Consider the following 13,532-nt stretch of genomic DNA (forward strand, 5'->3'; position numbering starts at 1 on the left):
AGTTGTAATTGAGAGGAAATCGAAATTACAATCGGCGGATGAGAGAAACGAAGTTTCTTACCGTTGGCTGAGCTAGACTCCGCCCTTTGGGAGTTTAGCTCAGCTGGGAGAGCATCTGCCTTACAAGCAGAGGGTCAGCGGTTCGATCCCGTTAACTCCCATTTTAGCGGGTGTAGTTTAGTGGTAAAACTACAGCCTTCCAAGCTGTTGTCGCGAGTTCGATTCTCGTCACCCGCTTTGAACTTTGTTCAATTACCAAGTTTTTTAAACTTGGGCGCGTAGCTCAGGTGGTTAGAGCGCACGCCTGATAAGCGTGAGGTCGGTGGTTCGAGTCCACTCGTGCCCATTTATAAATATGGTCCGTTGGTCAAGGGGTTAAGACACCGCCTTTTCACGGCGGTAACACGGGTTCGAATCCCGTACGGACTATTTATTGGAGGATTACCCAAGTCCGGCTGAAGGGAACGGTCTTGAAAACCGTCAGGCGTGTAAAAGCGTGCGTGGGTTCGAATCCCACATCCTCCTTTTTATATTAACGCGGGATGGAGCAGCTCGGTAGCTCGTCGGGCTCATAACCCGAAGGTCGTAGGTTCAAATCCTGCTCCCGCAATTTGGCTCGGTAGCTCAGTTGGTAGAGCAATGGATTGAAGCTCCATGTGTCGGCGGTTCGATTCCGTCTCGCGCCATATTTTATTTATAACTTGGAAGGGTAGCGAAGAGGCTAAACGCGGCGGACTGTAAATCCGCTCCTTCGGGTTCGGGGGTTCGAATCCCTCCCCTTCCATTACTTTAGTTACGGGCATAGTTTAAAGGTAGAACTAAGGTCTCCAAAACCTTCAGTGTGGGTTCAATTCCTACTGCCCGTGTTAATATGATTATGGCGGGTGTGGTGAAGTGGTTAACACACCAGATTGTGGCTCTGGCATGCGTGGGTTCGATCCCCATCACTCGCCTATTTTATATTATTGGGGTATAGCCAAGCGGTAAGGCAAGGGACTTTGACTCCCTCATGCGTTGGTTCGAATCCAGCTACCCCAGTTACTATTTGCCGGCGTGGCGGAATTGGCAGACGCGCTGGACTCAAAATCCAGTGTCCGCAAGGACGTGCCGGTTCGACCCCGGCCGCCGGTATAGTAATAAAGACAAGGTTTTCGGACCTTGTTTTTTGATTTGGTGAAGATTTTGATATTTTTCTTTAAGTACAGATAACTGATGAATCATCTTTTTCTTCTTACTCTAATCATTTTTAGTGTATTTTTGGTATAATATTACTTATTCACAATTTATTTTGATTATGAAAGAGTTTGGTGATTAATGTCTCGGTCTGTTGAATTACTAAAGAAACGTTACTTAAAGAATATAAAAGAGAACCCAGATTTATTTATTGGGATTGAGTTAGAATATCCTATTGTAAATTTAGAGGGTGAAGCTACAGATGGTGAAGTTGTTAAGGATCTCTTTCGGTATTTACCATCAGTATTGGGCTTCACTATCGAAAAAGTGGATGATTTTGGGAATCCAATTCAGTTGCTTGATCCAGTCAGCCAAGATACGATCTTGTTTGAGGTTGCTTATACGACGATTGAGTTTGCATTCGGAAAGGCCGAATCTATCCAAGAGGTAGAAGAACGCTTTAACTTCTATATGGCTACGATTCAGAATAAGTTGGGTGAAGCTAACCATGCTATTGTTGGCTGCGGCATTCATCCCAACTGGGATAAAAATGAGAATTGTCCAGTGGCTTATCCCCGCTATCAGATGTTGATGGATTATCTGAATTTGAGTAGAAATGTAACTAAATCAGATTTACATCATTTCCCTGAGTATGGTGCCTTTATCTGTGGAAGTCAGGTTCAACTGGACGTTTCAAAGTCCAACTACTTGCGGGTTATCAATGCTTTTACGCAAATTGAAGCTGCAAAAGCCTTTTTATTTGCCAATTCTGAGTTTTCAGGGGAAGATTGGGATACTAAGATTTCAAGGGATATTTTTTGGGAAGAATCCATGCACGGGATTTATCCTGAAAATGTAGGCGTCAATGCCAGACTCTTCAAAGATGAGAATGATTTTTTTGATTATCTAGATCATTCTGCGATTTTTACTGCGGAGCGTGGTGGGCAGACCTATTATTTTTATCCGATTCAGGCTAGGGACTATTTGGCTACACCTGAAATCCAAGCATTTACCCTTAATGGGGATGAGGTGTTAATTCATCCTCAGGAGGAGGATTTCCAAACTCATCGTAGTTACCAGTACCAAGACTTAACGACTCGAGGAACAGTTGAGTTTCGTAGTGTCTGTACGCAACCCTTGAATCGTACCTTTGCTGCGGCGGCTTTTCATTTGGGTTTGTTGCTCAATTTAGACAAGTTAGAAGCTTACTTGCAATCTGCACCATTTTTTACCACATTTGGTCGTGATTATAAGCTTTTAAGACGACAATTTTCTAAAAAACAACTCACAGATGAAGAAGAAGCTGCGGTTCTCGAGTTTTCTAAAGACTTACTCATCCTAGCTGAGGAAGGACTGGAGAAAAGAGATAAGCAAGAAATGGTTTATTTAGAGCCTTTGAAGAAAGAATTGGGATTATAATTTCTCTTATAAAGGGAGAATTTTCTGAAAAATCGTGATATAATGGAAGAGACTATAGATAAAGGATAGAGATTCATGACATTAGTTTATCAATCAACGCGTGATGCGAATAATACAGCAACTGCCAGCCAAGCTATTTTGCAAGGTTTGGCGACGGATGGTGGTCTGTTTACTCCGCTTACTTATCCAAAGGTGGATTTGGACTTTGACACATTAAAAGATGCTTCTTACCAAGAAGTGGCTAAATTAGTTTTATCAGCATTTTTAGATGACTTTACGGCTGAGGAGTTGGACTACTGTATCAACAATGCCTACGATAGCAAGTTTGATACTCCAGCTATTGCGCCATTGGTGAAACTGGATGGGCAATACAACTTGGAATTGTTCCATGGTTCAACGATTGCCTTTAAAGATATGGCCTTGTCTATCTTGCCATACTTTATGACGACAGCCGCTAAAAAGCATGGTTTGGAGAACAAGATTGTCATTTTGACAGCGACATCTGGTGATACTGGAAAAGCTGCTATGGCAGGGTTTGCGGATGTGCCTGGAACTGAGATTATCGTCTTTTATCCAAAAGATGGTGTCAGCAAGGTACAAGAGTTGCAAATGACTACTCAGACTGGCGACAATACTCATGTTATCGCTATTGATGGAAACTTTGATGATGCACAAACAAATGTGAAACATATGTTTAACGATGTAGCTCTTCGTGAAAAATTGGCTGCCAATAAACTGCAATTTTCATCAGCTAACTCTATGAACATTGGTCGTTTGGTACCACAGATTGTTTATTATGTTTATGCCTACGCTCAGTTGGTCAAGTCTGGTGAGATTGTGGCTGGTGAAAAGGTCAACTTCACAGTACCAACTGGAAACTTTGGAAATATCTTGGCTGCCTTTTATGCCAAGCAAATTGGTCTGCCAGTTGGTAAATTAGTCTGTGCTTCAAATGACAACAATGTCTTGACAGACTTCTTCAAAACACGTGTTTACGATAAGAAACGTGAGTTTAAAGTAACAACTAGTCCATCTATGGATATCTTAGTATCTTCAAACTTGGAGCGTTTGATTTTCCATCTTTTGGGGAATGATGCGGTTAAGACAGCTGAACTCATGAATGCCTTGAGTACACAAGGACAATATGAATTGACAGACTTTGATGCAGTGATTCTGGAACTCTTTGCAGCTGAATATGCGACTGAGGAAGAAACAGCAGCAGAAATTAAACGTGTTTATCAAACAGATGCCTACATCGAGGATCCACATACGGCGGTTGCCTCAGCTGTTTATAGAAAATACCAAGCGGCTACTGGCGATGCGACTAAGACAGTGATTGCTTCAACAGCTAGTCCCTACAAGTTCCCAGTGGTTGCAGTAGAAGCGGTAACAGGAAAAGCAGGCTTGACTGACTTTGAAGCCTTGGATCAATTACATGAAATATCAGGAGTGGCAGTGCCACCAGCGGTTGATGGCCTTGAAACAGCTACAGTTCGTCATAAATCAACAGTGGCAGCTGCTGATATGCAAGTAGCGGTTGAGGCTTATCTAGGACTTTAAGACAGAGGGAGTAAACTCGGTTGGGAAACCAACTGAGTTTCTTTTCATCAGGAGGAGAGATTGTTTAAGAAAAATAAAGACATTCTTAATATTGCATTGCCAGCTATGGGTGAAAACTTTTTGCAGATGCTCATGGGAATGGTGGACAGTTACTTGGTCGCTCACTTGGGACTGATAGCTATTTCGGGTGTTTCAGTGGCTGGCAATATTATCACGATTTACCAGGCGATTTTTATCGCTCTAGGGGCTGCTATTTCTAGTGTTATTTCAAAAAGTTTGGGGCAGAAAGATCAGTCCAAGTTGGCTTATCATGTGACAGAGGCTCTCAAGATAACCCTATTGCTGAGTGCACTTTTAGGCGCCTTATCGCTCTTTGCTGGGCAAGAGATGATAGGACTCTTGGGCACGGAGAGGGATGTAGCCGAGAGTGGTGGGCTCTACCTATCTTTGGTAGGCGGATCGATTGTTCTCTTGGGCTTGATGACTAGTCTAGGGGCCTTGATTCGTGCAACGCATAATCCGCGTCTACCCCTCTATGTTAGTCTTTTATCCAATGCCTTGAATATTCTTTTTTCAAGTCTAGCTATTTTTGTCCTTGATATGGGCATAGCGGGTGTTGCTTGGGGGACTATCTTGTCTCGCTTAGTCGGTCTTGTGATTTTGTGGTCGCAATTAAAGTTGCCTTTTGAGAAACCGACTTTTGGTTTAGATAAGGAACTATTGACTTTGGCTTTGCCAGCGGCAGGAGAACGTCTCATGATGCGGGCTGGAGATGTAGTGATCATTGCCTTGGTCGTCTCTTTTGGAACGGAGGCAGTGGCGGGAAATGCAGTTGGAGAAGTCTTGACCCAGTTTAACTACATGCCTGCCTTTGGTGTCGCTACGGCAACGGTCATGCAGGTAGCTCGAGCAGTTGGAGAGGATAACTGGGAAAGAGTAGACGAGGTAAGCAAGCAAACCTTTTGGCTTTCCCTGCTTCTCATGTTGCCCTTAACTCTCAGTATCTATGCCTTGGGGACACCATTGACTCATCTCTATACGACTGATCCTGTAGCGGTTGAAGCGAGCGTTTTGGTGGCACTGTTTTCTCTACTAGGAACCCCCATGTCGACAGGGACCGTTATTTATACGGCAGTTTGGCAGGGCTTGGGGAATGCTCGCCTCCCCTTTTATGCGACAAGTATTGGGATGTGGTGTATCCGTATAGGGACAGCTTATCTGATGGGTATTGTTCTTGGTTGGGGCTTGCCTGGTATTTGGGCAGGGACTCTCTTGGATAATGGTTTTCGCTGGTTATTTCTACGTTACCGTTACCAGCGTTATATGAGCTTGAAAGGATAGGAAATGCAAAAAACAGCCTTTATTTGGGATTTAGACGGGACTTTATTGGACTCTTACGAAGCGATTTTGTCAGGGATTGAGGAGACCTTTGCTCAATTTTCTATTCCTTATGATAAGGAAAAAGTGAGAGAGTTTATCCTTAGGTATTCAGTGCAGGATTTGCTGGAGCAGGTGGCAGAAGAGAGAAATCTGGATGCGGAAGTGCTCAATCAGGTGCGTGCCCAGAGTCTGGCTGAGAAAAATGCCCAGGTAGTTTTGATGCCAGGTGCGCGTGAAGTGCTAGCTTGGGCAGACCAAGCAGGGATTCAGCAGTTTGTCTATACTCATAAGGGAGACAATGCTTTTACCATTCTCAGAGACTTGGGGTTGGAATCCTATTTCAAAGAGATTTTAACCAGTCAGAGTGGCTTTGCGCGCAAGCCCAGTCCACAAGCGGCGACCTATCTGCTAGACAAGTATGAGTTGGATTCTGAGAACACCTACTATATAGGAGACCGGACTTTGGATGTGGAATTTGCCCAGAATAGTGGCCTTCAAAGCATCAACTTTTTAGAGTCTTCTTATGAAGGGAATCACAGGATTCAAGAGTTAGCAGATATTCCTCATATTTCTGAGGATTGGGGACGAGAAGATTGTGTCAGTTTTGTGACAGAAACCTAACAAACTATTTCAAGTAATCGAGTTTGTTACAAGGAATAGACAGTTCTATTAAATAGGCCCGAGAGGGCTTTTTTTCAGCTTTTTTTGTGTTATGATAGACAGGTACTCATTTGAAAGGAATATGAACGAATGAAGAAAAGAATTATTTTAGCCTCGACAGTAGCCTTGTCTCTTGCTCCCGCATTAGGAGCGAAAGCTCAAGAAATCTCTTGGACAGCACGTAGCGTTGAGCAAATCCAAAATGATGTGACGAAAAACGAGAACAAAAACAGCTATACAGTTCAGTATGGTGATACCCTGAGCACGATTGCAGAAGCTTTGGGGGTAGATGTGACGGTTCTTGCTAATTTGAACAAAATCACTAATATGGACTTGATTTTCCCAGATACTGTCCTCACTACAACTGTCAATGAGGCAGAAGAGGTAACGGAAGTTGAAATCCAAGCTCCTCAATCAGATGCTAGTGAAGAAGTGACGACTGCGACAGCTGATTTGACGACGAATCAAGTGACAGTCGATGAACAAACAGTTCAAGTAGAAGACCTTTCTCAACCAATTGAGGAAGCTCCAACTGCAACAGAGACGGAAAAACCAGCAGAAGTAGCGCCAAGTTCAGAAGTTTCTGAGACAGCGACAGTTGCTGAAGAGACACCATCTACAGAAACATCTGTAGCTGAAGAAACAGCTGAAACGACTCTAGCGGAAGTACCAGTAGCAGAAACAACTCGCCCAGTTGAAGAAGAAGCTCCACAAGCAACAACTCCAGCAGAAGCCCCAGTAGCAGCTGCTCCAGCAACTGAAACGCCTGCTGATACAACAGGAACAAGTGCAACAGAAGAAACAGCAGCATCAACAGCAACTTCTGATACTGCAACTTCGACTTATCAAGCAGAGCAAAGCCAAACTCCTTCAAGAACTTATTCAGCTCCAGCAGCTCCTGACTATGCAGGACTTGCTGTAGCTAAGTCTGAGAATGCTGGTCTTCAACCGCAAACAGCAGCCTTTAAGGAAGAAATCGCCAACTTGTTTGGCATCACATCTTTTAGTGGTTACCGTCCTGGAGACAGTGGCGACCATGGTAAAGGTTTGGCCATCGACTTCATGGTTCCAGTGAGTTCAGCACTCGGGGATCAAATTGCAGAATATGCAGTCAAAAATATGGCTAGCCGTGGTATCAACTATATCATCTGGAAGCAACGTTTCTACGCTCCATATGATAGTAAATATGGACCAGCCTACACGTGGAATCCAATGCCGGATCGTGGTAGTGTGACCGAAAACCACTATGACCACGTTCACGTATCAATGAACTAATCATTAAAATGGAAGTTGGGAACTGATTGAGTTCCCGCTTCTTTTTTTGTGTCATTCCTTTAGGATAAACAAGAAGATTCTTCTGAAGCAAGGTGGGCCTGCTATTTTGACTCTGCTGAGTATTTTGCTTTTTAAATTAGAAAACCAGCGTCCTGAACGATGCTGGTTTTTGTATGCTCTTATCCATTTCGACGTTTACGGGCTAGTAGGGCTCTGTAAAAGAAGATATGATTGTTCTGGATATAGGGAAGGATTGAAAAACTAGCAATTCCAAAAGTGAGCCAGTTGAGGAAGTACCAAGGGAGTAGTTGTAGGTCGAGGACAAAGCACTGGAATTTGTAACCCTTCATCAAGAAACGGCTGGTTTTCAGGATTTGACGGGGTTTAGCCTGTCCTAAATCTAGAGTATCGCAGAGGAGGAATTCTACCTGCGAGTAGGCATAATGTTGCGGAACGTAGAGGGTGTTCCCTACAATCATCAAGATGAGACTCGCGAAAAAGTAGAGGCCAAAGGTCAGAAGGAATTGCTCGGTTTCAACGGATGAGAGGTCTAATTTTGGAAATTCAGGATGTAGGGCGACAAATCTCCGAGCCAAGAGATTGCTATAAAAGAGAAAATAAACGCCTACTAAGTTTGGAATGCTCCATAAAAAGAGGTAGAAACGTTTGAGGAGCAGAGTTAGGAAGGTTTGCGAGAAGCGCTCTTCAGCAAAGAGGGCCAGGCTTGATTTTACTGAGAGTTCTGTATCAGGATCCTTGAGGAGTCGGAGTGTCGCAAAAGCAGCACCTGCTAGAAAAATCGTGCTCACAAAAGAAACCACTAGTGGGAAGAGATAGGCTTGGAGCACTTGTGCCAGCATGCTGAAAAAGGATTGCTCTAAAACACTGTCTTGGAGACGAGCCAAGGGGTTGAGAAAGCCTGATAAGATGACCAGCATGCTAGGTAAGAGATAGACCAGAAAGAGGCGGGGATTTTCAGCCTGAAACTGCCTCGTCTGCAGACGAATAGTTTTTAAATCAATTTTTGGGTATTTCATTCTCTCATTATACCATAGTTCGTGACAGTTCCAGCTTTTTTTGATAAAATCATACAGTATGCCTTTGGGCGCAAAGTATGAACTGGGACTGTTTTTCCCAGCTTCGGAGGTAAAAAATGTCAGATTCACCAATCAAATACCGTTTGATTAAGAAAGAAAAACACACGGGAGCTCGTCTGGGAGAAATCATCACCCCTCACGGCACCTTCCCGACACCTATGTTTATGCCGGTTGGGACCCAAGCTACTGTCAAGACCCAGTCACCAGAGGAGTTGAAGGAGATGGGATCAGGAATTATCCTGTCTAATACTTATCATCTCTGGCTTCGTCCTGGAGATGAACTCATCGCACGCGCAGGTGGTCTCCACAAATTTATGAACTGGGACCAACCAATCTTGACGGATAGTGGTGGTTTCCAGGTTTATTCCCTAGCAGATAGTCGTAATATCACCGAAGAAGGAGTAACTTTTAAAAACCATCTCAATGGTTCCAAGATGTTCCTATCGCCAGAAAAGGCCATCTCTATTCAGAATAATCTGGGCTCAGACATCATGATGTCCTTTGACGAATGTCCTCAGTTTTACCAACCTTACGACTACGTTAAGAAATCCATCGAGCGTACCAGTCGTTGGGCTGAGCGTGGTTTGAAGGCTCACCGTCGTCCACAGGATCAAGGTTTGTTTGGAATTGTGCAGGGGGCAGGATTTGAAGACCTTCGCCGTCAGTCAGCTCATGACCTTGTCAGCATGGATTTCCCTGGATACTCTATCGGTGGTTTGGCAGTGGGAGAAACGCACGAAGAAATGAATGCCGTCTTGGACTTTACAACCCAACTGCTTCCTGAAAACAAACCTCGCTATTTGATGGGTGTGGGAGCGCCAGATAGCTTGATTGATGGGGTGATTCGTGGGGTGGATATGTTTGACTGTGTCTTACCGACTCGTATCGCTCGTAACGGAACTTGTATGACCAGTCAAGGTCGTTTGGTTGTCAAAAATGCCCAGTTTGCTGAGGACTTTACGCCACTGGATCCTGAGTGTGATTGCTACACATGTAAGAACTATACACGCGCCTACCTTCGTCACCTGCTCAAGGCTGATGAAACCTTCGGTATCCGCTTGACTAGTTACCACAATCTCTACTTCTTGCTCAACCTGATGAAGCAAGTGCGTCAAGCCATTATGGATGACAATCTCTTGGAATTTCGTGAGTATTTTGTGGAAAAATATGGCTACAACAAGTCAGGGCGCAATTTCTAAAGTGTAAAAATAGAATGCCAAAATCCTAAGTTTTCTCTTAGGATTTTTCCTATTTTTTTGATAGAATAGGGAGTATAATGGAATGGAAATTAGGTGGTGTTTTGCTTCCTAATTTAATGGAGAATAGACTCGTATGCGTATTAAATGGTTTTCCTTGATTAGGATTACAGGTTTACTTTTGGTGCTTTTGTACCACTTCTTTCAAACGATCTTTCCTGGAGGATTCTTTGGGGTAGATGTCTTTTTCACTTTTTCAGGATTTTTGATTACCTCCCTCCTTTTAGAAGAATTTGGGAAGGCACATCAGATTGATTTACTGGGCTTTTTTAAGAGACGGTTTTATCGTATCGTGCCACCTGTGGTGCTGATGGTTTTGGTGACCATGCCTTTTACTTTCTTGGTTCGTCAAGACTATGTTGCTGGAATTGGTGGCCAGATTGCTGGAGTTCTCGGTTTTATGACCAACTTCTACGAAATGTTAACAGGAGGAAGTTATGAATCCCAGTTCATTCCGCATCTCTTTGTTCACAACTGGAGTCTAGCTGTTGAGGTTCACTACTATATCCTTTGGGGCTTAGCGGTTTGGTTCTTATCGAAACGTTCAAAATCTAGTAGTCAATTGAGAGGGATGGTCTTTCTCCTTTCTGCTGGAGCTTTCATCATTAGCTTTTTCTCCATGTTTATTGGTAGTCTAATGGCGAGTTCCTATTCATCTGTCTACTTTTCAAGTTTGACCCATGTCTATCCTTTCTTTTTAGGAAGCATTTTGGCGACAGTTGTGGGGGTTCGTCAGACGAGCGATTTAGTCAAGCAATTTGACCGGATGTGGGATCTTCGTCAAAATCTACTGGTATTTGCTGCAGGTCTCTTGGTATTAGTGCTCTTGACCTTCTTTGTCAAGTTCACCTACCTGTTCGCGTACTTATTTGGCTTCTTGCTAGCAAGTTTAGCGGCAGTGACCATGATTTTTGCTGCGCGTGTCTTGCATGAGAAAACGCCTGAGATACAAGAACCTCGGATCATTACATTTTTAGCGGATACCAGCTACGCGGTTTATCTTTTCCACTGGACTTTTTATATTATCTTTTCTCAGCTGATGAGTAATTTGCCTGCTGTTATTCTGACAATCATCTTTTCTTATTTCTTTGCTATCCTATCCTTCTATATTATTGAGCCATTGATTGCCGGTAAATCCAATCCTTTAATACGGAAGATTAGTCCATTGCCTCATATTAAACCAATTAGTGCTGGTGCTGCTGGCATTCTTACCTTGATTACCTTGATTATCATAGCTGTGGCTCCTCAAGTTGGAGCCTTTGAGACAGACTTGATGATCAATGGTTTCAAGCAAGCTCAGACCAATATAGGACAAACAAAGACTCTTGCTGAACAAGCTGAACTGAGTCGTCTAGGAATTTCTGATGGAACGAGTCTGATTGGGGATTCAGTGACTTTACGTGCCAATACAGCCTTAAAAGAGGCGCTTCCTGATGCAAATATCAATGCTCAGGTTAGTCGGACGACCAAGCAAGCCAATGACATCATGCTCAATAATAGCCAGAACAAGGCGCTTTTAAAAACAGTTGTCATTGCAACGGGGGTCAACAATCCTGAAGGCTATAAGAATGATTTGGACAGTATCGTGAACAATCTACCGAAAGGGCACCATCTGATACTGGTGACACCTTATGAGGGAGACAAGAGCAAGGACACTTATGCATCAGTGGAGCAGTATGCGGCTTATGCGAGAGAATTAGCTGAAAAGAATCCATATGTGAGCGTCGCTGACTGGAATAAGGTCGCTAAGGAACACCCTGAAATCTGGGCTGGAACTGACCAAGTCCACTTTGGGAATGATAGCAACATGATTGAAGAAGGTGCTAAGCTATACGCAGAAACGATCGCAGCTGCCGTTAAGGCTGCTCAAGAACTGCCTGTAAAATCAAAATAAAATTAAAGAGTTGGAGAAATCCAGCTCTTTTAAAATATCCACGAAAAATAGGTCTATACCATTTACAAATGAAAAAGAAAGGTTTATAATGTAATTGACATAATAAATTCTAGAATCAATCTATCAAGGAGGTTATCATTATGCCTAATTATATTAAAGCGGATCAGTTTTTCTACCCACACGGAGTTCGTCGTGGCGGTTACTTGGAACTTGTGGATGGCAAGTTTGGCAAACATGTAGAACAGATTCCTGAAGGAGCTGAGGTGATTGACTACACAGGTTATAGCATTGCCCCAGGACTTGTGGATACCCATATTCATGGATTTGGTGGTGTCGATGTCATGGATAATAACATCGAAGGAACCCTTCATACTATGAGTGAAGGATTGCTTAGCACAGGTGTTACTAGCTTCTTGCCAACGACGTTGACTTCTTCTTACGAGCAGTTGCTTGCGGTAACTGAAAATATCGGTGCTCGTTACCAGGAAGCAAGTGGAGCCAAGATTCGTGGAATCTATTTTGAAGGGCCTTATTTCACAGAGAAATACAAGGGAGCTCAAAACCCTGCTTACATGAAAGATCCTCGTATGGATGAGTTTCGTGCTTGGCAAAAAGCAGCTAATGGCCTGCTCAATAAAATTGCCCTTGCGCCAGAACGTGAAGGTGTAGAAGACTTTGTTCGTACAATTACGGGTGAAGGAGTGACTGTTGCTCTTGGACACTCAAATGCGACTTTTGATGAAGCTAAAAAAGCAGTGGATGCTGGAGCAAGCGTTTGGGTACATGCCTACAATGGAATGCGTGGGTTGACTCACCGTGAGCTCGGTATGGTGGGAGCCATGTATGAGTTGCCACATACCTATGCAGAGTTGATCTGTGACGGTCACCATGTGGATCCAAAGGCCTGTGATATCTTGCTCAAACAAAAGGGAACTGAAAATATCGCCCTTATCACAGACTGTATGACAGCTGGTGGCTTGGAAGATGGCGACTACATGTTGGGAGAATTCCCAGTAGTAGTTGCTAATGGAACTGCTCGCCTCAAATCTACAGGCAATTTGGCAGGTTCTATCCTTAAACTCAAAGATGGTTTGAAGAATGTGGTCGAATGGGGCATTGCGAATCCGCATGAAGCAGTCATGATGGCCAGCCTCAACCCAGCAAAATCTGTTCACATCGATGATGTCTGTGGTCAAATCCGTGAAGGTTATGATGCCGACTTTATCGTACTGGATAAAGATTTGGAATTGGTAGCAACCTACCTAGATGGTGTGAAACGTTATCAAGCCTAAGATGATAAAAATAGGGGTCAATAAAGGACTCCTATTTTTATGATAGGCTGAAAAGCTATTTAAAGAAGTCTTCCTAAAGGGAAAGGCAAGCAAAATCCTTTTCTTGTAATAAAAAATTAGATATAATATACGATACAAAGGAAGTAGTAAGAATGTATCGTGTTATAGAAATGTATGGGGATTTTGAACCGTGGTGGTTCATAGAAGGTTGGGAAGAAGATGTCATCATGAGTCAATCTTTTGACAAGTATTATGATGCTCTAAAATATTATAAATCATGCTGGTTTGAGCTGGAAAAGAAGAATCCTCTTTATAAAAGTCGGAGTGATTTGATGACTATTTTTTGGGATCCTGCCGACCAACGCTGGTGTGATGAGTGCGATGAGTATTTGCAGCAGTACCATTCTTTGGCACTTTTACAGGATGAGCAAGCCATCCCCGATGAAAAGCTACGTCCAGGCTACGAAAAACAAACAGGTCAAGAAAAACACCGTTCTTGCCGCATGAAATGGAGATAAAAAAGTAA

At 43.3% G+C, this 13,532-nt stretch carries 10 protein-coding genes and 12 tRNA genes; 21 read left to right on the forward strand and 1 reads right to left on the reverse strand.

All coding sequences use genetic code 11. The features are described 5' to 3' along the window. Positions 1-88 precede the first annotated feature (88 nt). From O3622_RS09445 to O3622_RS09525, 17 genes are all read left to right on the forward strand, one after another. Positions 89-161: transfer RNA gene (locus O3622_RS09445), tRNA-Val, on the forward strand. 5 nt (positions 162-166) lie between these two features. Next, a tRNA-Gly gene (locus tag O3622_RS09450) sits at positions 167-237 on the forward strand. A 35-nt stretch (positions 238-272) separates the two neighbouring features. Next, a tRNA-Ile gene (locus O3622_RS09455) sits at positions 273-346 on the forward strand. An 11-nt stretch (positions 347-357) separates the two neighbouring features. Next, a tRNA-Glu gene (locus O3622_RS09460) sits at positions 358-429 on the forward strand. Positions 430-435: 6 nt separating this feature from the next. After that, a tRNA-Ser gene (locus O3622_RS09465) sits at positions 436-525 on the forward strand. A gap of 11 nt (positions 526-536) precedes the next feature. Continuing rightward, positions 537-610, forward strand: a tRNA-Met gene (locus O3622_RS09470). 3 nt (positions 611-613) lie between these two features. Then, positions 614-686, forward strand: a tRNA-Phe gene (locus tag O3622_RS09475). Between the two features lie 17 nt (positions 687-703). Beyond that, positions 704-784: transfer RNA gene (locus O3622_RS09480), tRNA-Tyr, on the forward strand. A gap of 11 nt (positions 785-795) precedes the next feature. Then, positions 796-866: transfer RNA gene (locus tag O3622_RS09485), tRNA-Trp, on the forward strand. Positions 867-880: 14 nt separating this feature from the next. After that, positions 881-953: transfer RNA gene (locus O3622_RS09490), tRNA-His, on the forward strand. 13 nt (positions 954-966) lie between these two features. Beyond that, positions 967-1,038 (forward strand) — tRNA-Gln (locus O3622_RS09495). Positions 1,039-1,047: 9 nt separating this feature from the next. Beyond that, positions 1,048-1,131: transfer RNA gene (locus O3622_RS09500), tRNA-Leu, on the forward strand. Between the two features lie 183 nt (positions 1,132-1,314). Further along, positions 1,315-2,592, forward strand: coding sequence for a glutamyl-tRNA synthetase (locus tag O3622_RS09505; protein ID WP_049478717.1), 1,278 nt, complete (start codon positions 1,315-1,317; stop codon positions 2,590-2,592). A gap of 75 nt (positions 2,593-2,667) precedes the next feature. Continuing rightward, complete coding sequence (gene thrC, locus O3622_RS09510) at positions 2,668-4,152, forward strand: threonine synthase (protein ID WP_371607390.1); 1,485 nt, start codon at positions 2,668-2,670, stop codon at positions 4,150-4,152. A gap of 60 nt (positions 4,153-4,212) precedes the next feature. Beyond that, the gene (locus tag O3622_RS09515; protein WP_371607391.1) at positions 4,213-5,493 is read left to right on the forward strand and encodes an MATE family efflux transporter; all 1,281 of its coding nucleotides are present in this window, start codon (positions 4,213-4,215) and stop codon (positions 5,491-5,493) included. Between the two features lie 3 nt (positions 5,494-5,496). Continuing rightward, complete coding sequence (locus O3622_RS09520; protein ID WP_371607392.1) at positions 5,497-6,153, forward strand: HAD family hydrolase; 657 nt, start codon at positions 5,497-5,499, stop codon at positions 6,151-6,153. Positions 6,154-6,282: 129 nt separating this feature from the next. Further along, positions 6,283-7,467 (forward strand): LysM peptidoglycan-binding domain-containing protein, encoded by a 1,185-nt coding sequence (locus tag O3622_RS09525; protein WP_371607393.1) that lies wholly within the window; start codon positions 6,283-6,285, stop codon positions 7,465-7,467. Positions 7,468-7,646: 179 nt separating this feature from the next. On the opposite strand, the gene O3622_RS09530 is transcribed toward O3622_RS09525, so the two are convergent. Then, positions 7,647-8,504, reverse strand: coding sequence for a DUF975 family protein (locus O3622_RS09530; protein ID WP_049490198.1), 858 nt, complete (start codon positions 8,502-8,504; stop codon positions 7,647-7,649). A 116-nt stretch (positions 8,505-8,620) separates the two neighbouring features. Between O3622_RS09530 and tgt the strand changes: the two genes are divergently transcribed. From tgt to O3622_RS09550, 4 genes are all read left to right on the forward strand, one after another. Further along, the gene (tgt, locus tag O3622_RS09535) at positions 8,621-9,763 is read left to right on the forward strand and encodes a tRNA guanosine(34) transglycosylase Tgt (RefSeq protein ID WP_001285249.1); all 1,143 of its coding nucleotides are present in this window, start codon (positions 8,621-8,623) and stop codon (positions 9,761-9,763) included. 133 nt (positions 9,764-9,896) lie between these two features. Next, positions 9,897-11,714, forward strand: a complete 1,818-nt coding sequence (locus tag O3622_RS09540; protein WP_371607394.1) for an acyltransferase family protein — start codon at positions 9,897-9,899, stop codon at positions 11,712-11,714. Between the two features lie 140 nt (positions 11,715-11,854). Next, positions 11,855-13,006 carry an N-acetylglucosamine-6-phosphate deacetylase gene (gene nagA / locus O3622_RS09545; RefSeq protein ID WP_001134442.1) on the forward strand — a complete coding sequence of 384 codons (1,152 nt, stop codon included), beginning with the start codon at positions 11,855-11,857 and terminating at the stop codon, positions 13,004-13,006. 152 nt (positions 13,007-13,158) lie between these two features. Next, positions 13,159-13,524: a DUF1033 family protein gene (locus O3622_RS09550; protein WP_371607395.1), complete on the forward strand. Its 366-nt coding sequence runs from the start codon at positions 13,159-13,161 to the stop codon at positions 13,522-13,524. Positions 13,525-13,532: the final 8 nt, after the last annotated feature.

It is taken from the genome of Streptococcus sp. 27098_8_51, assembly GCF_041432205.1.
In the GTDB taxonomy this organism is placed as follows: domain Bacteria; phylum Bacillota; class Bacilli; order Lactobacillales; family Streptococcaceae; genus Streptococcus.